The 22,657-nt window shown below is 37.5% G+C and carries 14 protein-coding genes; 9 read left to right on the plus strand and 5 right to left on the minus strand.

Annotation, left to right across the window (positions count from 1 at the left end; translation table 11 throughout):
- Positions 1-75 precede the first annotated feature (75 nt).
- On the minus strand, positions 76-2,202 hold the full coding sequence (locus ACFOOI_RS16820) for a S9 family peptidase (RefSeq protein ID WP_379839196.1): 2,127 nt from the start codon (positions 2,200-2,202) through the stop codon (positions 76-78).
- Between the two features lie 124 nt (positions 2,203-2,326).
- Between ACFOOI_RS16820 and ACFOOI_RS16825 the strand changes: the two genes are divergently transcribed.
- The 3 genes from ACFOOI_RS16825 (at position 2,327) to ACFOOI_RS16835 (ending at position 6,673) form a co-directional block, all read left to right on the plus strand.
- Positions 2,327-3,811, plus strand: a complete 1,485-nt coding sequence (locus ACFOOI_RS16825; protein ID WP_379839197.1) for a M28 family peptidase — start codon at positions 2,327-2,329, stop codon at positions 3,809-3,811.
- Between the two features lie 16 nt (positions 3,812-3,827).
- Complete coding sequence (locus ACFOOI_RS16830) at positions 3,828-5,372, plus strand: YifB family Mg chelatase-like AAA ATPase (protein ID WP_379839198.1); 1,545 nt, start codon at positions 3,828-3,830, stop codon at positions 5,370-5,372.
- An 83-nt stretch (positions 5,373-5,455) separates the two neighbouring features.
- Positions 5,456-6,673 (plus strand): MFS transporter, encoded by a 1,218-nt coding sequence (locus tag ACFOOI_RS16835; protein ID WP_379839199.1) that lies wholly within the window; start codon positions 5,456-5,458, stop codon positions 6,671-6,673.
- Positions 6,674-6,724: 51 nt separating this feature from the next.
- Here ACFOOI_RS16835 and ACFOOI_RS16840 read toward each other — a convergent pair whose 3' ends face one another.
- The gene (locus tag ACFOOI_RS16840; protein ID WP_379839200.1) at positions 6,725-8,740 is read right to left on the minus strand and encodes a protein-disulfide reductase DsbD family protein; all 2,016 of its coding nucleotides are present in this window, start codon (positions 8,738-8,740) and stop codon (positions 6,725-6,727) included.
- Positions 8,741-8,858: 118 nt separating this feature from the next.
- A complete protein-coding gene (locus ACFOOI_RS16845; RefSeq protein WP_379839201.1) occupies positions 8,859-9,902 on the minus strand; it encodes a PorP/SprF family type IX secretion system membrane protein in 1,044 nt (347 codons plus the stop codon).
- Positions 9,903-10,212: 310 nt separating this feature from the next.
- On the opposite strand from ACFOOI_RS16845, the gene ACFOOI_RS16850 reads away from it, so the two are divergent.
- The 4 genes from ACFOOI_RS16850 (at position 10,213) to plsY (ending at position 16,744) form a co-directional block, all read left to right on the plus strand.
- A complete protein-coding gene (locus ACFOOI_RS16850; RefSeq protein ID WP_379839202.1) occupies positions 10,213-12,867 on the plus strand; it encodes a PKD domain-containing protein in 2,655 nt (884 codons plus the stop codon).
- Positions 12,868-12,957: 90 nt separating this feature from the next.
- The gene (gene ruvB, locus ACFOOI_RS16855; RefSeq protein WP_379839203.1) at positions 12,958-13,983 is read left to right on the plus strand and encodes a Holliday junction branch migration DNA helicase RuvB; all 1,026 of its coding nucleotides are present in this window, start codon (positions 12,958-12,960) and stop codon (positions 13,981-13,983) included.
- A 185-nt stretch (positions 13,984-14,168) separates the two neighbouring features.
- Positions 14,169-16,028 (plus strand): glycogen synthase, encoded by a 1,860-nt coding sequence (locus tag ACFOOI_RS16860; RefSeq protein WP_379839204.1) that lies wholly within the window; start codon positions 14,169-14,171, stop codon positions 16,026-16,028.
- Between the two features lie 110 nt (positions 16,029-16,138).
- Positions 16,139-16,744: a glycerol-3-phosphate 1-O-acyltransferase PlsY gene (gene plsY / locus ACFOOI_RS16865; protein ID WP_379839205.1), complete on the plus strand. Its 606-nt coding sequence runs from the start codon at positions 16,139-16,141 to the stop codon at positions 16,742-16,744.
- Positions 16,745-16,930: 186 nt separating this feature from the next.
- Here plsY and recO read toward each other — a convergent pair whose 3' ends face one another.
- Positions 16,931-17,623 carry a DNA repair protein RecO gene (recO, locus tag ACFOOI_RS16870; RefSeq protein WP_379839206.1) on the minus strand — a complete coding sequence of 231 codons (693 nt, stop codon included), beginning with the start codon at positions 17,621-17,623 and terminating at the stop codon, positions 16,931-16,933.
- Positions 17,613-18,197, minus strand: coding sequence for a cytochrome c oxidase subunit 3 (locus ACFOOI_RS16875; protein ID WP_379839208.1), 585 nt, complete (start codon positions 18,195-18,197; stop codon positions 17,613-17,615). Before ACFOOI_RS16875 ends, recO begins: the two co-directional genes overlap by 11 nt.
- 216 nt (positions 18,198-18,413) lie before the next feature.
- On the opposite strand from ACFOOI_RS16875, the gene ACFOOI_RS16880 reads away from it, so the two are divergent.
- Positions 18,414-20,516, plus strand: a complete 2,103-nt coding sequence (locus ACFOOI_RS16880; RefSeq protein ID WP_379839209.1) for a gliding motility-associated C-terminal domain-containing protein — start codon at positions 18,414-18,416, stop codon at positions 20,514-20,516.
- An 87-nt stretch (positions 20,517-20,603) separates the two neighbouring features.
- Positions 20,604-22,622 carry a T9SS type B sorting domain-containing protein gene (locus ACFOOI_RS16885; protein ID WP_379839210.1) on the plus strand — a complete coding sequence of 673 codons (2,019 nt, stop codon included), beginning with the start codon at positions 20,604-20,606 and terminating at the stop codon, positions 22,620-22,622.
- The last annotated feature ends 35 nt before the right edge of the window (positions 22,623-22,657 follow it).

Consider the following 22,657-nt stretch of genomic DNA (forward strand, 5'->3'; position numbering starts at 1 on the left):
AGTTTTTAAGCCCATGCAAAAATATAATAAAATAAATTTAAAAAAAACTATTCATTCAATTATTGGACCATAAACTTATTTAGTAGACAAATCTAAGATGAAACTGTACATAAGTGCGGTGTCTTTTAATGCAGAGAACCTTCCAGATGCTCCACCATGACCCGCAGTCATATTTGTATGTAATAACAATAAGTTTTTGTCTGTTTTGTATTGTCTAAGTTTGGCCACCCATTTTGCTGGTTCCCAATACTGTACTTGACTGTCATGAAGGCCAGTGGTCACTAATAAATTCGGATATTTTTTATGTTCTACGTTGTCATAAGGCGAATAAGACAACATATACTTATAAGAATCTTCATTTTTAGGATTTCCCCATTCTTCAAACTCTCCTGTGGTAAGTGGAATACTCTCGTCTAACATAGTAGTAACTACATCTACAAAAGGCACTGCTGCTACCACACCTTCATAAAGTTCGGGAGCTTGGTTTATTACTGCTCCCATCAACAATCCTCCTGCACTTCCTCCCATGGCGAAAAGCTTTTTTGGATTCGCATATTTTTTTTCTGTTAAATATCTCGAGCAATCCACAAAATCATTGAATGTATTTATTTTTTTGAACATTTTTCCGTCTTCGTACCATTGTCTGCCCATTTCTTGGCCGCCCCTAATGTGCGTAATAGCATATACGAAGCCGCGGTCTAAAAGGCTTAAACGTGTGGAGCTAAATGTGGCATCCATAGATGCACCATAAGACCCATAGGCGTATTGGAGCAAAGGAGCCGATCCGTCAATTTTGGTGTTTTTGTGGTAAACTAGAGATACTGGAACCTTGGCTCCATCTCGTGCAGTTACGAAAAAACGCTCTGATTTGTAATTTGACTTATTAAAACCACCGAGTATTTCCTGCTCTTTCTTCAAGACTTTTTCACGGGTGTCCATGTTATAGTCAAAAGTTGAATTTGGAGTAGTTAATGAGGTATATCCAAATCTGAGTATGTTGGTTTCAAAGTTTGGATTTACACTTACGTAGGTATCATATGCAGGTTCTCCAAAGTTTAGATAATGCTCTTTTTTTTCTTTTTGGTCAATGATTCTTATATGCATTAATCCATCTTTTCGTTCTTGAATAACGAGGTGGTTTTTAAATACTTCCATTCCCTCCAGAAAAACATCAGCCCTATGTGCTATCAATGTTTTCCAGTTTTTAAGGTCGCCTTGTTTTTGCTCCGAAACCTCCATTAACTGGTAATTGGGAGCGTTTTGGTAATTTGTACGGATTAAAAAATTGTCTTTATAATGATCAATGAAATATTCTAAGCCTTTTTCTCTAGGGAAAAAAGTTTTGAAACTACCACTTGGTTCAGAGGCATTTAACAATTGAAACTCAGTAGAGACCCCGTTTTGACCCGAATATATGGCAATATATTTTTTAGATTTCGTACGTCCTAGTCCCATATAAAATTGATTATCTTTCTCATGGTAAACCAAAACGTCTGCTTCAGGTTTGGTACCTAAAACATGCCTATAAACTCGGTCACCCAAAAGGGTTTGTTGGTCGCGAATAATGTAAAAAATGGTTTTATTATCTGCTGCCCAAGCATAACTTCCGCCTTCTGTCAGCTCTATTTTATCAGCTAATATTTCGCCAGTTTGGAGATTTTTAAAACCTAAAACGTAGTTTCTACGGCTTACGGTATCCACACCAAAAGCAAGGATTTGCTCATTATCAGAAACTTCAAAACCACCGATGTTAAAATAGCTTTGGTCTTTGGCCATTTCGTTTCCATCCAGAATTATTTCTTCCTTCGCATCGAGGCTTCCTTTTTTTCTACAATAGACCGGATACTCTCCACCTTGTACGTATTTCGAATAGTAATAATAGTTTCCGTCTAAATAAGGAACAGATTCGTCTTGTTCCTTTATTCTGCTCTTCATTTCCTCAAAAAGTTGCTCTTTAAAGTCAGATATGGGGGCCATTACATTGTCTAAATACGTATTTTCTGCGTTTAGATAGTCAAGTACTTCTTGGTCTTCTCTCTGATTTAACCAATAATAAGGGTCATTTCGGGAGTGGTTGTGGATTTTTAATTCGTGGTTTTTCTGAGCTGCTATCGGAGCTGTTTGTCCATCTGCACTCATTTTTTGTCCGTATGTCATGTTTAACGCAATAATATTTAGTGAAAAAATCAAGGCTTTTTTCATAGTTCGTTTGTTTGATTACAACAAATAAAAATAAAATATTCTATATTTAGGGTGATTTCTTGTCAAACGTAAAATATTCTGTTGTTTTTAATCTGTCAATAAACTAACCATAATCCTTCGATCCATGTTTAAGCGTAGTGTTATTTTAACGGCCATCTTTGGCATTTTGGTATTTCCATCATTTGTGACTTTAAAACCCGAAAGTCTGGAGCAAATTTTTAATTTGATTAATAAAGATGTTTTAGAAAACGGAAATGCTTATGCTTCGCTTGGTGAGGCTACCTCCACCATAGGGCATAGGTTAACGGGCAGTATTAACGGAAAAAAAGGGGAAGAGTTTGCGTATAACCTATTGAAAAGTTATGGCTACAAAAACCTAAATTATCAGCCGTTTACAGTTGAGTCGTGGTCGAGAGATACAGTTAGTTTAACTTTGGTGCCTGCCGAAAGCGATAATTTTGTAGATGTAGAGGTTGTGGCTTTGGCTCACTCACCGGTTAGCTCGCATGTATCGGCTCAGATAGTAGACTGTGGAGACGGCTTAGAAGGGGATTTTGAAAAAGTTAAAAATGAGATAAAAGGGAAGGTCGCTTTATTTAATATTAATATTCAAAATCCGGACAACAAATCTCTTAAAAATCTACATCGATCTGAAAAAACTGCCTTGGCTATAGAGCATGGAGCGGCCGCGGTAATTATTGCAAATGCTGTGGAAGGTGGTGTGCTTTTAACAGGTACAGCCTCCGTTACGGGCGAATTGATTCCAATACCTGCAGTTTGTGTTTCAGTAGAAACGGGAAAAGCAATTAGAAGATGGATAAGAGATGAGAAGAATATATTGGGCGTAATAGACATGCGTAACTTTAGTAGGCCTATTAAAGCTAGAAACGTGATAGCCACGATAGAGGGAACTTCTAAAAAGCTAAAAAAGGAGAAAATAATAATTGGAGGCCACTTAGATTCGTGGGATTTGGCTACTGGGGCGATGGATAACGGAATCGGTTCATTTTCGGTGTTAGATATAGCGAGAGTGTTTAAAAAACTTAACTTAAAAACATCGAGAACCATAGAGTTTGTGATGTTTATGGGAGAAGAGCAGGGGCTTTTAGGTTCTAGAAACATGGTGAAACAATATCTGGATGCAAATAAACTAGAAGATGTAAAACTGATGATGAACCTCGACATGGTAAACAATACGATGGGTTTCAACGCAATGGGCAATGATAAACTCAAAGCTGAAATGGATAAGATAGGAGAATTGATGGCCAAAATAGATCCCGCATATAAAAATATGAACAGAAACGCTGCGGGACTTCATTCAGATCATCAGCCATTTATGATACATGGAGTGCCGGTTTGTTCGCCTTCAGGAAGTTTTCCGGTTAAAGCATATAACTGTTACCATGCCAATTGCGATAGATTTGACCTAATTGATAAAGACCAGATAAATAACAATGTTCGTTTTACGGCCATGATGCTATACGCATTAGCCAATATGAATGAACTTCCAGTAAAAAAATTAAACGATTCAGAAACCAAAGAGTTTTTAATAAAACAAAACCTAAAACAAGAGCTAGTTATTGGAAAAGACTGGCGTTGGGATCTATAATAAAAAAGAAAGAAATATGTTATCCACAACAAATGGTGCTGCAGTATATGGAGTAAGTGCCACTTTAATAACCGTAGAAGTTAGTGTACTTAAAGGCGGGTTCGGTTTAAGTGTAGTTGGTTTGCCTGACAATGCTGTAAGAGAAAGTTTGCAGCGAATAGATGCTGCTCTAAAAAATGGCGGCTTTGAGTTATCTAGATATAAAACAATCGTAAACTTAGCACCAGCTGATATCAGGAAAGAAGGCTCTGCCTATGACCTGCCGATTGCATTATGTTTGCTTTCTTCGGCAGGGAATATTGTGTTTGAAAAAGAACTGAAAGATTACGTAATACTAGGAGAACTTGCTCTCGATGGAAAGTTACGGCCTATAAAAGGTGTATTGCCGATAGCTATAGAAGCACGTTCAAAGAAGCTAAAGGGTTTTATATTGCCCAAAGAAAATGCCGCAGAAGCTTCTATTGTAAATAACCTAGATGTTATAGGCGTGGAAACGTTGGATGAGGCAGTAGGGTATTTGACAGGTGAGTTAGAAATAAAGCCGCTCATAACAGACACAAGAGACGTGTTTTACCATTCGGTAAATGAGTACGATGCGGATTTCTCACATGTGCAAGGACAAGAAAACATAAAAAGAGCCCTAGAGATAGCAGCCGCAGGCGGTCATAATGCCATCATGATAGGACCTCCGGGTGCCGGAAAAACCATGTTAGCCAAAAGGCTACCTTCTATCTTGCCTCCTTTGACGTTAATGGAGGCTTTAGAAACAACTAAAATACATTCGGTGGCTGGTAAGCTAGATGCTGTTTCATCGTTGGTTTCACGAAGGCCATTCCGTAATCCTCACCATACTATTTCAGATGCTGCTTTGGTAGGAGGCGGTAGTTTTCCGCAACCCGGTGAAATCTCGCTGGCACACAATGGCGTTTTGTTTTTAGACGAATTGCCGGAGTTTAAACGTACGGTTTTAGAGGTAATGAGGCAGCCTTTGGAAGAGCGAAAAGTAGTGATTTCTAGAACCAGGTTGGCAGTGGAATTTCCTTCAAGTTTTATGTTGATTGCCAGTATGAACCCGTGTCCATGTGGCTATTACAACCATCCCGAAAAAGACTGTACTTGCCCTCCTGGTGCTGTTGAGAAGTATTTAAATAAGATTTCAGGGCCGTTGTTAGACCGAATAGATTTACATGTAGAGGTAACGCCGGTGAGTTTTGATGAAATATCTTCAACAAGAAAAAATGAGACATCATCAGAAATAAGAATGCGAGTGGTGAAAGCACGTGAAATTCAAATAGAAAGGTTTAAAGCGTTTGAAGATATACATTCCAATGCCATGATGCCAGCCGAAATGGTAAAGAAAATTTGTGAAATAAGTGATCCGGGTAAAGCACTTCTCAAAAAAGCAATGGAAAGGTTAGGCTTGTCTGCGAGGGCATACGATCGTATATTGAAAGTTTCGCGAACTATAGCTGACCTTGCGGGGACAGAAGATATCCGAATTGAGCATTTGGCAGAAGCTATACAATACCGTAGTTTAGATAGAGAAAACTGGGCGGGATAATATTGAAGATAAGACATTTGAACTAAAAGTGTTTAAAACTCATTGGAAGGACTATATCGTTTTGTGTTCTTTTTTTAAAAAATATGGAAATTAAACCGCTTAGTTCGTACCAAAAGTTCGTCATGTTTCTTTTGGCTGTTACCCAATTTACGGTTGTTTTAGATTTTATGGTTATGTCTCCGCTAGGGGATATTTTGATGAAATCACTAGAGATTAATCCTACAAAATTTGGTATCACGGTTTCTAGTTACGCATTTAGTGCAGGCTTCTCAGGCTTGTTAGCTGCTGGTTTTGCAGATAAATTTGACCGTAAAAAAATATTAATTTTCTTTTATTCAGGCTTCATCATCGGTACATTTTTATGTGGTCTTGCCGAAACCTACGTGACCTTAGTGGCAGCACGAATATTTACTGGCATATTTGGTGGCGTGATGGGCTCAGTAAGCTTGGCTATTGTGACTGATTTGTTTGAACTAAACCAGCGAGGCAGAGTGATGGGAATCGTTCAAATGGGATTTGCGGCCAGTCAAGTACTCGGCATTCCAGTAGGCTTATATTTGGCTAATCTTTGGGGCTGGCATGCTCCTTTTCTTATGATTGTAATCTTGGCAATCGGTATTTTAATAACCCTGATAATTAAACTAAAACCAGTAGATGAGCATTTGAAATTAAAAAACGAAAAGAATGTTTTTGCTCATTTCAAACATGTTGTTTTTCTCAAAAACTACCGAATTGCTTTTCTCTCCACCGCTTTGTTGTCTATCAGTGGGTATTTGATGATGCCATTTGGTAGTGCATTTGCGGTAAATAATTTGGGAGTATCGCAAGAGCAACTGCCTTTGATATTTATGTTTACGGGAGTTTCTTCTCTGGTGGTCATGCCACTTGTGGGGAGACTTAGCGATACTTACAATAAGTTCAAAATATTTGTCATTGGCTCTGTTTGGGCCATGATCGTAATTTTGATTTATACCAACCTTGGACCAACGCCTTTGTATTTAATTATACCTTTAAATATTCTCCTTTTTATGGGAATAATGTCGCGTATGATTCCGGCCACTACTTTGACTTCGGCTATACCGAATATGCAAGACAGAGGTGCTTTTATGAGTATAAATTCATCACTTCAGCAGATAGCGGGTGGTTTGGCTACGCTCATGGCGGGTTTAATTATCGTACAGAAAGACAAACACAGTCCTTTAGAAAACTATCCGCTATTGGGTATTATTGGGGTGATAGTTATGGGTATTGCGGTTTGGTTTATATATCGTGTATTTAGAATAGTTAAAGCAAACGCATAAAAAAAGCACATTCCGTTGTCTGAATATGCTTTTTCAAGGTCAGTATTAAAATTACTTTTTTGCCGCTTTGGCTTTATCTAAAAATTTCACAAAATCTTCTACCGTGCTATATCCCAATGGATTCACGATAGTTTCGCCATTTGCATTTACGATTATATAGTATGGCTGAGCGTTGTTGTTGTATTTTGTTATTTCTAAATCCATGTTTTTTTCGCCAACGGTAGTTTTTAGTTCTTGGTCGTGGGTAGAAACAAACTGCTTTTCTTTTGGAAGTTCTTTTTTATCATCCACATATAGTGATGCTATCACAAAGTCATTTTTAAGTCTTTCTAAAACTTCTGGTTTTGGCCAAACGTTTTCTTCCATTTTTCTACAATTAGCACATGCATAGCCGGTAAAATCTATAAGAATCGGCTTACCAACTTTAGCTGCGTGTTCTTTTGCGTCATCGAAATCATAAAACCCAAACAAACCATGAGGCAATGCTCTCATTTTGTCGCTTTCTGGAGCAGCCGAACTTGCAGCTACCGGCATTGGAGGTAAAATGCCAGAAAGTAATGAAAGCGATTTACCAGTGACACCGGGTAACATATATGCCGCTAATGCAAAAAACAATACTGCGAAGCTAATTCTTAGCCCGCCTCTTTTAGTTATTTTGTCATCTTTTGGCATTCTTAAATACCCCAAAATATATATACCAATTAGAAAAGCAACCAATATCCAAATAACAAGGAAAACGTTTCTATGGATTAAGTTCCAGTGATAAACCAAGTCAATGTTACTTAAAAACTTGAGTGCCAAAGCAAACTCTAAGAATCCGAAGACGGCTTTAAGTTCATTTAACCATCCACCAGACTTTGGTAGGGTTTTTAATATTTGAGGAAACATTGCCAACCCTGAGAAAACAAGGGCAAATGGTAAACCGAAAGCAAGCATACCATATAGAGGCCTCAGAACTTCGCCTTGGGCAGCAGCTATAAGCAATGTGCCCACCAAAGGCACTGTGCAACTAAATGAAACGACCACCAAAGTAAGAGCCATGAAAAATATACCAATAAAACCACCTCTATCTGACATGCGGTCTATTTTATTGACGGCATTGTGAGGCAATATTATTTCAAATCCTCCCAAAAGTGAGATTCCGAAAAGAATAAAAATTACGAAGAATATTAAGTTTGGAATCCAATGTGTACTCAAGAAATTTAGAAACGGAGCACCCAAAGACATGGTAACTAAGCCCATCAAGCCAAAAATAAACATGATAGAAACGCCATAAAAAACAGCCTTAGATTTTCCTTTTTCTTGTTTTGTGAAAAAGCTAACCGTCATTGGCATAATAGGATATATACACGGCATAAATATTGAGGCAAAGCCGACTCCGAATGCCGCCAAAAGGAACTTCCAAAGGTCCTCGGTAGAGCCACTTTGTGGTTCAGTTGGCGTAGAAGTAACATCGCTTTCAGTATTCACTACGGGAGTTTGTTGAGTTACTGATACCGAGTCTATTTTTGTCTCCGTGCTATCTTTGATTACGCTTGCTATTTCTTCTGTAGTGGCAATAGTTTCTGGAGCTATTTTGCTTACTTCTGCTTGTGAAGCAGCTGAAGTCTTGATGGAAACATTAATCTTTTCATCACCATTTATACATCTACCATCCACGTCTGTGCACGACTGATACGATATCTTTCCAGTAATGCTTGGGTTTTCTTTTAGGATTTTGACTTTTTGAATAAACTTAGCAGATTCTTTGTATATCAAAACATCTGATTCCCAAATGTCTTCGTAAACTTTTTTGGGAGCTTTGGCTTGAATTATTTTGCCTATTGGTTCAAAATCGGCACTTTTTTTAAAGTTAAATTCTGTAACTATAGGGCCAATATTTGGGTCCATGTTTGCCGCATATATTTTCCAATTTTTTTGGATTTTGGCAGTAAACTCTATCGATACCACGTCGCCCACTTTAGGGTTTTCGGGACTGACTTTAGTGCTCCAAGTGGTAGGAGTGTCTAACTGAGCAAAGGCTGAAACGCCTAGAAATACAAAAAATAACAGTTTTCTTAAGAACATATAATTTTACTTTTCAAAGACCTATACGAATGAATATTTTTTTTCGTGTGTATGAGAAACAAAAAGCCTCCTAAAATTATTCCATTTTAAGAGGCTTTTATTAATATTTTACGAATTCTTAGAATTTAGGACAAGCCAATTCTTTCTTTCTTTGTCTTTTATATGGACTAATATCGCTTTCAAATTTATCTAATTGATAAGATATAGAAATCTCATGTGAGCCGCCTGAAGTAGAGCCCAATCCCGAAATTGTAAGGTCATAACTATAGCCAACTGAGAAGTTTTCAAATCTAAATCCAACCAAAGCTGAGACGGCGTCTTGATTTGGGAAATTAGAAAAAACCTTTTTAAGTGGAATACCTCTATACCATAAACCCGCCGTAAGTGGCGTGTACGTTACATAAGCCCCCATGTCTAATTGAGAATACTGCCCTTGTTTTTTATACAAAAAAGTAGGGGTAAGTGTAAATTCTTTGTCTGGGCCAGCATTGTGGTCACCTAATGGAACTACCAAACCACCATTTACAGTAACTTTTCTGTTAAGGCAATCGCCATTCGCACAATCGCTGCTGCCACCTGGAATTATGTTGATTTTGGGTTGTAAAATATGATTTAGAGAGACTCCCAAAAACGCATTTGGGTTATAATATAAAACTCCCGAACCAAGGTCAAATATTTTCACAGTTTGATAATTAGCTGGATTGGCAGCAGGGTCAGATGAGCTTCCTCCTGTGCTTCCATTATTGTTTAACATATCTCCGAAAATCAAACCATTGGGGTCAAAGCCACGAATCGAGTATCCACCTTGAAGTCCCATTCTAAGGAAGTTTTTGGCACCTATTTGTAGTTGGTATGAATACAAACCCGTTATTTCGGTATTTTTAAAATGATTGCCTTGGTTATCGTTTAAGATGGTTAATCCTATTCCACTATTCGCTTTTTCTATAAAATGATCGATAGAAACTAACGAAGTTATAAAGTTAGCATTTAGGGATGGCCACTGATTTCGGTAGTTAAACATTACCCTAGGAGCATATCCACTACCAGTAAAGGCGGCGTTGTGATATAAAGGAGCAGCGTAAAACTGGGTAAACTGTGGATCTTGACCCTTTGAAATCAAAGAGCTACACAAGAGGCACAATATGATATATATTTTTTTCATTCTCAATAATTATGGAACCTTTTGATGTACCATTGCAAAATTCATTCCAAAAAAAACAATTCCAACTTTTAACGTTTTAAGGAGATCTTAAGTATGTTATTTAATATGAATTGATTAGCTTTTAATTCCTCTTTTTTGGGGAGCCGAAACTTTTTTTCTTAAAAAATCAAATAAAAATAAGCAAAATTGCAATTTGTTTGTTCTATTAATACGTATAGTAAATATATAACATCCATTATTTTAAAAATAAAAGCGGATTTAGTACGTTTTTTGTACACTAATTTATTAATGACTTTAAGGCCTTAACTGTTTGAAATTATTTAAAAAACATATCTCTCTTTTTATGTTTCTGTGTATGTTTGGCATAGGTGGGCGAAGCTTTGCACAGTTTTATTCTAGTCCAAATGTGTGTGTTTCCAATAAAGTGGTAGATCCAGTTTCGGGAGTTGCCTCTGGTTGCTCAGAATCCACGATATTTTTTGATGAATTACCCACTGCTACTTCTTGGGAGTGGAATTTTGGTGATGGTAGCCCCATAGTCACTACCAGAAATGCATCACACAATTTCCAAACCGTGGGTACATATACTGTTACTTTAAATAGGCCAACTGGCCCGGGTTCAGGTACTCCCACTACTAAAACTGTTACAGTAGGTAGCTATCCGCAGCAACCGATGTTTAACAAAAAAGAAGTAGCCGATACCACCGTATGTGGCGGGAAAACTTTAAAACTGGACCCATATAAAGGCAATCTGCTAAACGGTGGTGGAAATTATAGGTATTTATGGTTTCCAAATGGAGAGACCACTCCAACCATTTCGGTAGATTCCTCAGGTTGTTATTCCGTTCAGGTTTATGATGGTAACTCCAACTGTTCGCTTACAGCACGAATAAATGTTAAGTTTTGTTTACAAAATCCACCAAGTGGAAATGAGCCACAAAAATGGTATTTTGGTTTTGGGTCAACTTTAGAATTTAATCAAACGGGTACAGTAATACCAAGAGATTCGACGGCCTCCACAGGTGATTTTTTGTTAATTCCTGGAATAACCGATCCCGTTTTTAACGCTTCTGGTACCACCACTAGTAATCCACTGAATTTACAAGGAGCAGCAGGTATGGTTTACGGTCCAGACGGTAGGCTCGCTTTTGCTTCCGATGGAAAAAAAGTATACTCAGGCTTAGATGATTCTGAAATATTGATGGTGGATAGCTCGGCATATCAAGGTTTAACTACGGTTCCGTCTCAAGGTGTCGTTATTGTGCCAAAAAATTCGTGTAACGAATGTCAGCACCATCAATATTATTTGTTTACGGTTAATCCTACAAATGGCTTGCTTTCCTATTCGATTATAGATACCCGATTTAATAATAAAAAAGGAGCGATAGTAGCTACCAATATTCCAGTAATAATGCCTGTGGAAGAGCGAATTTCGGTCACGCCAAATGGTGATGAAACCGGTTTTGTGCTCTATGCCAACTCCCTAGATGGAAGTGGTTTTCAAACCATAATGATAGACTCAAATGGCGTTAGCGTAGTTCCTCAAGCAGTGGGCAATACTCCTGATCCTGGTTATGTGGCCTCTGGCCAAGCAACCGTATCTCCAAATAACAGGTTGATGGCAAGAGGAACTGTGATTGGAAACAAAAACTACGTTGAGATTTTTGATATAGACGCCAATACCAGTCAATTGCTAAATCCGAGATTGATAGATATTGGGGTTGATGCTCCACCCACCATTTATGGCGTAGCTTTTTCTAACAATTCGGATGTTTTGTATGTCTCTGTTAGTGGTGATCTACTTCTGGGGCAGGAATCTCAACTTATCCAACTTAATTTACTCGCTGGCACTGATGCTGCAATAGGAGCTAGTAAAATTATAATAGATAGAAGTGCTTCCTTTCAGTTTGGGGCAGTTCAATTAGGTCCTATTGGAGGCGACGGCTCTAAGCTAATATACTTGAGTATTTTAGATCAAGATTTCGTGCCTTATATTCAAAGACCTGATCAAGTTGGAGATGCTGCCACAGTAGGTTATTCAAATACACCGGGTTCGACAACGAAAGGTATAACTGTAGCTGGCACAACCAAGCTCGGTTTGCCAACAGTGGTAAAAGCTGTTCCACAGCAAGAGAGCGATGGCTTAAGTGCTAGTTATGACGGAAACTGTCATAAAAGCCCTACTATTTTGACTGTAAATCCGATATGTGACCCTCTAAAAAGTGAATTTACGTGGATGTTTGAAGATGGTTCTGAGCAAAAAGGTGAGCAAATTTCGTATACATTCCCTAAACTTGGATGGAATACCTTTAAGATAAAAGTGGTGATTTTTAATAAGTCTCCACTCGAAAAAATAGTGAATAATAAAACCATCAATTCATTATTAGAAACCGAATGTTTAGAAAGGATTTTTGTAGATAGTATTTATATTAAGCCTTCACCAATTTTAACATTGCCTTCGATCGAATATTTATGTGTGGTAGAAGGAGAAAGTAAGCTTATTGGCCCTGCCACTGTTGGAGGTAAAGGTTTTGAATATGATTGGCAAACAAGTGTTGGTACTTCATTGAATAGTCCAGATTCTGCATATAAGTTTGCTCTTCCAGGTTTATATTTATTAGAGGTAGAGAACGATTTGGGCTGCATAACCAATTCTAAGATTACAATTTTGGAAGGTTGTGAACCTCGGATTTTTATTCCCGATGCTTTTACTCCAAACGGAGATGCTATAAATGACCTTTTAGAGATACATGATGCCCACATAATAGAACCTGAGCTACAAATATATAATAGGTGGGGGGAGGTGGTCTTTACTACGGATAACCTTGATGTAAGGTGGGACGGAAAGTTTAAAGGTCGATATTTTGGCAACCAACTTTACACCTACACATTGAAATATAAATCTAAATATTTTCCCGAACGGGGCATCTTAACTGCAAGAGGAAGTGTGATTGTGTTGCACTGAGTAAAAAGTTATGTTTTCTGAAGGTTTTGCGTATTAGTATTCCTATTTTTGTTTGTTTAAAAAAGAGAGAATCAATATAGAAATAAAGGTATGCGTGAAGATTATTTAACCGGCGACGAAGAAAATCTAGATCCTATAGATAAAGATTTAGACAGAGCCTTACGTCCGATTTCTTTTGATGATTTCTCTGGACAGGATAAAATCTTAGAAAATCTTAAAGTATTTGTAAAAGCCGCCAAACTAAGAAGCGAGGCACTTGACCATGTGCTTTTACATGGCCCTCCAGGTTTAGGTAAAACTACCCTTTCACATATAGTGGCAAATGAACTTGGGGCATCCTTAAAAATAACCTCAGGGCCAGTTTTAGATAAGCCCAGCGATCTTGCCGGTTTATTGACCTCACTTGAAACCAACGACGTACTTTTTATTGATGAAATCCATAGGCTAAACCCCATCGTGGAAGAATATTTGTATTCGGCCATGGAAGATTACAAAATAGACATCATGCTCGATTCTGGCCCAAATGCCAGAAGTGTGCAGATTGGCTTAAATCCGTTTACATTGGTAGGTGCTACTACGCGTTCGGGTTTATTGACCTCTCCGCTGAGAGCGAGGTTTGGTATCAATGCCCGTCTTGAGTATTATGATGCAGAGTTATTGAGTAAAATTTTAAAGCGTTCGGCTTATATTTTAAATACGCCAATAGACGATGAAGGGGCATACGAAATAGCAAGAAGGAGCAGAGGAACGCCTAGAATAGCAAACAATTTATTGAGAAGAACTCGCGACTTTGCCCAAGTAAAAGGTAATGGTAAAATCACAGTTGAAATAGCCGAGATAGCATTGACCGCACTCGAGGTTGACCAAGATGGATTAGACGAAATGGACAACAGGATTTTGCTGACCATCGTAGAGAAGTTTAAAGGCGGACCGGTTGGTTTGTCTACAATAGCAACAGCCGTAGGCGAGGAGGCCGAAACCATTGAAGAAGTTTATGAGCCATTTCTGATTAAAGAAGGTTTTTTGAAACGAACAGCTCGTGGAAGAGAGGCTACAGAAAAAGCATATATCCATTTAAATATTGTTCCAAAATACAGATTAGGGGAGCTTTTCTGATATAAAAAGCTTGTAATAATCCTCAAAGCTGTTTTTTTTATTTCAAACTAACATTTACTTTAATGAATGTTATTATTTAATTAAAAATTATAATTATGTTTAGGCAAAATAAATAATTGACCTTATTTATTAAACCCAAAAACCTATCGGTATACCAAAGAAACCTAGATTAAATATAAAGAAGTATGTCTGTTCCTAAATTGAAAAAAGAATCTGAAGAAGTGATAAAAATAGAGAAGCGGGTAGGAGAGAAACCAATTCTTTTTGAATGTGCGTGGGAAGTTTGTAATCAAGTAGGAGGAATCTACACGGTTATCCGTTCGAAAGTACCTGCCATGGTAGAAGAATGGGGTGAAAATTATTGTTTAATCGGACCGTATTTTCCACAAACAGCAGCCATCGAATTTGAAAGACAAGACGATGATAATTCCATTTTTTCGGAAACAGCAAAAATACTTCGCGACGAAGGTTTTGATGTATATTATGGCAGATGGCTAGTAACCGGCAGGCCTAGAATAATTCTAATAGATTTTCATAAGCATCTAGAAAAAATAGACAGTATAAAATATGAGCTATGGGAGAATCATAATATTTCTACTATAAATTGTGAGGATCTTGTAAATAGTGTGCTTGCTTTTGGTGATTTAATTAAAAAATACCTAACCTTATTTGCTGAGAAAAATAGCCGTAAATATGAAATAGTGGCTCATTTTCATGAGTGGATGGCCTCTTCAGGATTACCAGACTTGAGGCTAAAGGGAGTTAACATAGGAACGGTATTTACTACACATGCTACTATGCTTGGTAGATATATTGCCGGCAATGTAAATGATTTTTATGAACAACTTCCATATTATAATTGGGAAAAAGAAGCACGCGAATATGGAATAGAAGCCCAAGCAGGCATAGAAAGGCAGTCAGCTCAACGCTGCCACGTGCTCACCACCGTAAGTGATGTTACGGCAAAAGAGTGCGAGGTGTTTTTTGGAAGAGTGTGTGATTTGATTTTGCCAAATGGTTTAAACATAACCAGATTTGCGGCTACTCACGAGTTCCAAAATCTTCACTTAAAGTATAAGCAAAAAATCAATCAGTTTGTGATGGGCCACTTTTTTCAAAGTTACTCATGGGATCTTGACAATACCTTATATTTCTTTACCTCAGGCAGATATGAGTTCAAAAACAAGGGGTACGATTTAACCCTTGAAGCCTTAAAACGCCTTAATTTTAAGATTGTGCAGGCAGGTATAGATACCACCGTAGTGATGTTTATGATCACCCGAAATCCTGTGTATTCTATTGATCCGCAAGTGTTGCAGTCAAGGGCTGTAATGGAAGAAATAAGACAAACCGTAGAGTCTATTGAGAAAGAAATAGGGGAGCATTTATTTTATGCTTCTGCCTCAAATGATGATGCAAAGCTACCAGACTTGAATCAGTTTGTGGAGGAATATTGGAGATTAAGGCTAAGAAGAACTATCCAAACTTGGAAAACCAAAACCTTGCCTCGCACAGTAACGCATTTGCTTCAAAAGCCAGATGAGATTACTGAGTTTTTTGAGAACTCAAACATGAAAAACCACCAGCAAGATAGAGTGAAGTTTGTATATCACCCTGACTTTATTTCACCTACCAATCCGCTGTTTGGTTTAGAATATAGCCAGTTTGTGAGAGGATGCCACTTGGGTGTATTTCCGAGTTACTATGAGCCTTGGGGCTATACGCCACTTGAGTGTGTAGTAAGAGGTATTCCAACGGTTACGTCTGATCTTTCTGGCTTTGGTGACTTCATGATGCAGCTTATGCATGACTACGAAAACGTAGGGGTATATGTGGTAAACAGAAAAGAGAAAACCTTTAATGAAGCTGCCGAGCAGTTGGCCGATATTTTGTTTAAGTTCGTGACCATGAGTCGTAGAGACAGGATTCGCCAAAGAAATAGAGTAGAGAATATCTCTGATGTGTTTGACTGGACCAATTTGAGGTCTTATTATGACACTGCTCACGACTTAGCCTTGAAGAAAAAAGGTATTGGAAAAAGTTAATTCAATTAAATATTAAAGTGTTGTTTATTAGTGGGTTGTTTGTATTTTTATTGCAAGTCTATTGAAATCGTACAATTTTGCTAACTTTGCATTCCTTTTTAAATTAATTGATGGTTATAACTATTTTACTTTTTATTCTAAGTTACTTTTTTGGCTCATTTCCTACTGCGGTTTGGTATGCAAAACTTTTCCATGGTATAGACATTAGAGAGCATGGAAGTGGAAATGCGGGTGCTACTAATTCATTGCGTGTATTAGGCAAAAAAGCCGGAATAGTCGTGTTGCTTTTCGATGTAGTTAAAGGGTATTTGCCTGTTTATTTATTTAAAACTTTTTCGGAAACTCCAGATCTTGCTTTTTTAGTGGGGATAGTGGCTATTTTGGGTCATGTTTACTCAGTTTTTTCTGGGTTTAAAGGCGGCAAAGGAATCGCGACTTCGCTTGGGGTTATTTTAGCGGTTCAGCCTGTAGGAGCTCTCATAAGCGTGGTTGCGTTTGTGCTTACAGTAGTTGTATCTAAATATGTTTCTTTGGGCTCGCTTTTGGCGGCTTTGGTCTTCAATATCTACATTTCATTTTTTACAGAAAGCCCGATTCTTATTATGGTTTCAGGATGGTTTTTGTTGGCCCTGTTGGTTTATACACACCGAACCAACATAAAAAAGCTAATAGCAGGAACTGAGAATAAAATTAACGCAAAAAAAGCGGGTAAGTAATTCGGTACCTGCATAGCCAACACTTCGTATTGGAAACTAAACCTATTTCTAGTTTTAAAATCTTCAATTCATTTTTTTTAATTGAATGTGTCGCAGTAAGGATGGAAGCGGTTACCCCACAGCGAGGCACGAGCGAGGAGTATGAGCGGACAGCCTGACCCTTTAGGGGACTGCCCAAATAGAGCATTAAGAATCAAGTACGGTTTTTAGCACCGAAACAGACTTTATTTCGCCAAAGCCTTCGATGTGTATTTGATAAAATCCGATTAGAATATCCAAAACTTGTGACCGATGTTCTCTTTTTAGGGGTAAAAAATCTTCATAGTTGGACTTTAATAGTAAGTTTATTGAGCTTTCGTGGACTTTGTCAATCGGTATTTGCAATGCAAATTCATAAAGCTGGTTTTTTATTTCGGTTGCCGATTCGGCCCCAAAACCTATATAAAACGCAAAGTGAAGCAAGAAAACAAGGTGGAAGTTTTCAAACTGTGTTTCTTTTTTGTCGAGGCTATCTATGGATGTAATCAAGAAATTATACATTTCGATGTTTTCTGCATGCTCTTTCAGCGACTTGCTTAATATCTCGTTTATAAAAAGTGCTATGCTCGATTTTTTGATGTTGTAAGGAATACTCAGTAGAGGATTAGGGCATTTTATTTCTGAAAGTCGATTGATGTCTTTTTTTGGGTCGTGGTAAACCACCAAATCAAGGATGGTTAAGGGTTGAAATAGGGCTATTTTGTTTTTTCCTTTCGAGCTCCTAACGCCGTTTTCGATGTAGGTTTGTATGCCAAATTTCTCAGTGTAAACTTTGACAATTATGGAGGTTTCTCTGTATAAAATGTAGCTGATTACGATGCCGGAGGTTTTATGAAGCATGATAAAGCATGAATAAAAAGATAATGAGCCACATGATATCTAAGAAATGCCAATAGATGCTGACTAGTTTAAGGCGAAGTTGATTTGGTGGGTTTACGTTATATACAAACGAATCCACATAGCTCGCGTGTTTGAATGCTTTAAAAACGGTCATAGCAAGGGCTACGAGGCCACCCAAAGTGTGAACAATATGCAAAGCTGAGAGTATAAACAAAAACGAAGCACCGGTGTGGTTTTGTATGGTGATGTTTTTCTGATAAAGTTGCTGCCAACCGATGATTTGGAAGGTGATAAACAAGATTCCGAGAATAAACGAAATGACTAATGCAAGTCTGTAAAGTGAGAATTTTTCGGCTTTAACGTAGCTTTTGGATAAGAAAAGCCCCAAACTACTTAATAATATAGTGGCCGTACTCAACCAAAATATTTTGGGAGTAGCTACGGGGATGTCTTGATTGCTGTATTCTTTTTTGAGAAATATTAAAAAAATAAACAAAAACAAGATGCTACTACCTATAATTCCTAGGTAAAGCATGTAGGTGAATGGTTCTCTTCTTTTGGTGAGGCTGTTCATTATTAATTTTTACTATAATATTTTAAACACCAATTTTCTTTAAATTGATTTAAGTTTAATATTTTTGTTATAGTTTTTTGAATATCAGTGGTATACATTTTTTAATACAAATGGCTTTCAAGGCCATTTTTGTAATGTAAACTTTCTACGATATTAATCTGTAATCAAAGATAATATTCGAAAGCGAAATAACCCATATTAAAAGTTACGAAGTTATTGAGAGAATTATTTAATAAAATAAAAAATGGCGTTTTGGTTTTTGCCTTGATGCTGAGCTTTGGTGTTGTGGCAAATGCACAGAACCTGTGTGACGATACACGCTACGCAAAAGCAGATTTTAATATTTCGGCCACTACCATTTGTACGCCAGATGTAGTTACACTGTCTAACTTGACTGCCGGTACGGGCTACAGTTTTGTGTATGACTACAAAGGAGAGCCTTGGGATTATGTTTATAAAAAAGGCACGGCCAGTTTACAGAATCAGTATACGACCATTGATAGACCAGCAGAACTCACAATACTATTTATGGGGGTTAATGCCAATAAAGAAAAAATGGTGGGCTGCAGAAATATTATCGTTAAACCAAGCACAAAACCTGTTTTTTCGTATCAAGTTTGCAGTAATAATGCTGTAGAATTGGTTATTCCACAGCATAAACTCAATGACTACGACACCTATTCGATTGATTTTGGACCAGGGATTGCAGTAAAAAATATTACAAAGGCAGATTTGCCTTATACCGAGAAAGCCACGTATACATTGCCGAGGACTTTGAAAATAAATGGCGGATATAATAATTTCAGTAAAAACTGTCCGAACGCTGATGCCGGAACCCAGGTAAAGCCAGTTGTGTATTCGCTCACTGGACCGGGGAGTTATCAAGAGTTTAATGCAAACATGACCAAGTTGGAAATGACGAGTCCTAACCGAGTGAAACTTACTTTCGATGGGCCTTATGTAACTAATCCAACGTACGAGTTTAAGTTGTTTCAGTATATAAAAGGCAATCCGGCAAACACGGCTACTTCTCTAATTAATAACCTCATACCAGGAACTTATGAGATAAAAAACCTGGATTCCACCAAGGCCTATTGTTTTTATGCTTCGAGAAAAGATGCTTGTTCAATTGGTAATGAAAGAACTGCGGAGCTATGTACACACCCGCTACAGCCGGCTATATTCTCTCCCATTAAAAATAATCTTTTTTGGACCAAGTATCCGCAACTACTGTTTGGTTCTCCTAGCTTTTTCTTTTTTGGTGCTGAGTACAATAACTCCCAGGAGATAATTAGAACTGAAAATGGGCTAGAAACAGCTATATCAATTCAAAAAGATAGAATTTCCTATACAGATAACTCCATCAACTGCACCAAAAGATATTGCTATCGGATAAAACAAACTACATGGGGCAAGTACGATTACATGCAGTTTAGAGGAGAGAGTTATTCGAATGAGCGATGTGTGGATAGGAGTGAGGTTCACCCGCCACAAATAGAGGACGCCTATGTGAGTTCTGATGCGGATAAAAATGTGGTTACCTTTACCAATAACGTGACGTGGTATTTGCCATTTAAACGTAATTTTTTATACAAAGAAGTAAATAATAAAACCGTAGTGGTTGATAGCGTAGATGCCACTGTCTTTAGTATTTCGGATAATAATTACTTGGGAAACGCAGTTAAGGCTTTAGAAAAACCAGAAAAATATTGGGTTACATTTAAAGATATTTGCAACTCTGAATCCGAGTTGTCGCCCATGGTCGAATCTGTTTTTTTAAAAGCCGAAGCAGGCGAAAGAGTTACCTGGAGTAGTGGAAATCCGTATTCGATGAGTACCCCAAGTACCTATGAGCTGATTCCTTTAGATGAAACCACAAAGGTGGCCCAGGCAGCAGTTTTAATGTCCGCAGGACAATTCACTTTTGGACCAGACTTAGATAGGTTTGAGGAGAATGCTTTTTTCAAAATAAAGGTAACACCTGCAGACGGAAGCGGTAAGGTGTCGTATTCTAATGTGTTGTCATTTCCAATAGTATCTCAAATCGTATTGCCCAATGTTTTTACACCTAATGGCGACGGGTACAATGATTTGTTGGTATTTAAAGGTAAAACCAAGAAGTTTACAAGTTTTGAATTTGAATTATATGACCGTTTCGGGGCACTTATTTATCAAAATAAAGACAAAAATGCAAGTTGGGACGGGAAGGTAAACGGGAGGCCTTTAGCTGCTGGTGTATACTTTTATAAATTTAAAGCCGATGTAGCAGGGGCAAGCTCTATTTATACCACTTCTGGAAGTCTCGAGATAATGAGATGATAAAATATTGCCGCTGAATAAAATTTAGGGATAGGGTATTCCTAAATTTTGTATTTTTACTCGTAACTATCCTCAAGAAATTCATAAATGTATCGGATTGGACATATCGTTTGTTTTTTGCTTTGGGCACTTACAGCACAAGGCCAAGCGAACCTATGTACGCCACCCGCAAATTCTGGAGTAGGTGGTTTTGATATAGTTGGAGGGATTAATGAAGGATGCTCGCCATTAAGAGTAGAAGTAATAAACACCTCAGGCAGCACAAACGTATATTATGACTTCGACTACAGAGGACAGGACCTAAGTACCCTCAAATATGATACTTTGTCTAAATTCCCGCTTTTTGCTAATACAGTTGCACGGAATTACGAAATATTACAATACGGCAAAGATGCGAGTGGTAAGGCCATTTATGCGTGTAAGACTGTTTCGGTTAGGCCTAATCTGCAGCCTGAGTTTAGTTATAGTACGTGCAATAATAATTTACTCAATTTAATTATTCCAGCCACTTCTGCTAATAATTTTGATTATTACACGATAGATTGGGGAGATACAAGCCCAATTCAGAACGTTTCCGCCTTGCCTTTTTCATTTAGTAAAAGCTATTCTACAAGTGATTTAACTAGAAATATAAAAGTCCAAGGACATAATACTGTGCCGAATGGGTGTGCTCCTCCACCTTTTAAAACTATTGCTATGGATGGTGGTGGTGATGTACCCAAAATCACTAGTTTAGAAACACTTCCTGGTGGCAAAAATGTAAAATTGACATTTACGGGACAATTTGATCAACATGATATTTACCAAAGAGAGGTTGATAAATCTTATACGTATCCTAATAGTATTTTAAAGTCAAATCCGGGTTCTATAACATTGCCAATAATTGGGAATAAGGCAAATTGCTTCATGGTGTATCGAAATCCTGGATGTATTCAGTTAAGTGGGGAGGCGTGCACAATATCTTTAGATTCTATTGTTCCGAATGGACCATTCGAAAATATTGTCAATTGGGAGAGTTTTGTAATTGGCGGCCCTCAGTTAATTTTGCAAACCTCGCAGGTAAATTCTGTTAATTATAAACTTAACATTCAAGAGATTGAACCAAACACTATTTTCAATAGGCTAAAGTCTCTTGCTGTGTCTCCATCTCCAGATGTGATTACTAAGTGTAATATTAAATATTGCTATCAGGTGGAAGCTCTGTTTTCAGGAACCTGGGGGCAGTCGCCTTGGGTTCCTTATACATCTAAAGTACTTTCAGAAGTTAAGTGTATTGATAGAAAGGCACTAAAACCTCCAAGTATTGAGAAAACGTGGGTTACCGTGGAAGATGAGACTTTAATAAAGTTTTTGTATACCAACCCAGTTAGCTGGCCAGTACCTATTGATTCCGTTTATTTATATGAAGAGAAAAATTCAAACACGGCTTTGTTCTCTAAAGCTGTAAATATCCCTGCCAGTCCGTTTTTTGAAATAAACAAAAACACCATTGATGATTCCTATTGTTTCAAAATGACTTTTAAAGATAAATGTGAAAGTGTTTCTCAATTTTCTGATTTGGTATGTACGGTAAACTTAAAAGAGAATAACGCTTTATTGAACTGGAGTGAAGAATTGCCATTTTCAAGTGAAAATATTCAATCCTATAAGATTTTAGAAACAAATGAAAATACGGGAATTGAGTCTGAAATTAGTAATTTCAATTCATCAGTATTAAGCGAGTTAGTTGATTTGTCAGGGTTTGACAAAGAAGCAAAATATCGTATTAAAACAATAGGTGACAATGGGGGTGAAAGTTTTTCAAATTCTGTCGAAATTCCTATTGATGTTTTATTGTTTCTACCCAATGTCTTCACGCCTAATGGGGATGGTAATAATGATCTATTACAAATAAAAGGTAGATTCGGTAGGGTGAAAAGCCTTAATTTTCAAGTTCTTAATAGGTGGGGGGAGGTTGTTTATCGCTCAACAAAATTTACAGATAGTTGGGATGGAATTATTAATGGAAAACAAGCATCGATAGGGACCTATTTTTACAAGGCTAAAATACTATTAACAGATGGTGAAGAGTTGATAAAAAGTGGTAGTTTTGAATTAATTAGGTAGCTTTACACACATATTTACACATGAATCTTTATTTA

This window comes from Lacihabitans lacunae (genome assembly GCF_042649125.1).
Classification (GTDB): domain Bacteria; phylum Bacteroidota; class Bacteroidia; order Cytophagales; family Spirosomataceae; genus Leadbetterella; species Leadbetterella lacunae.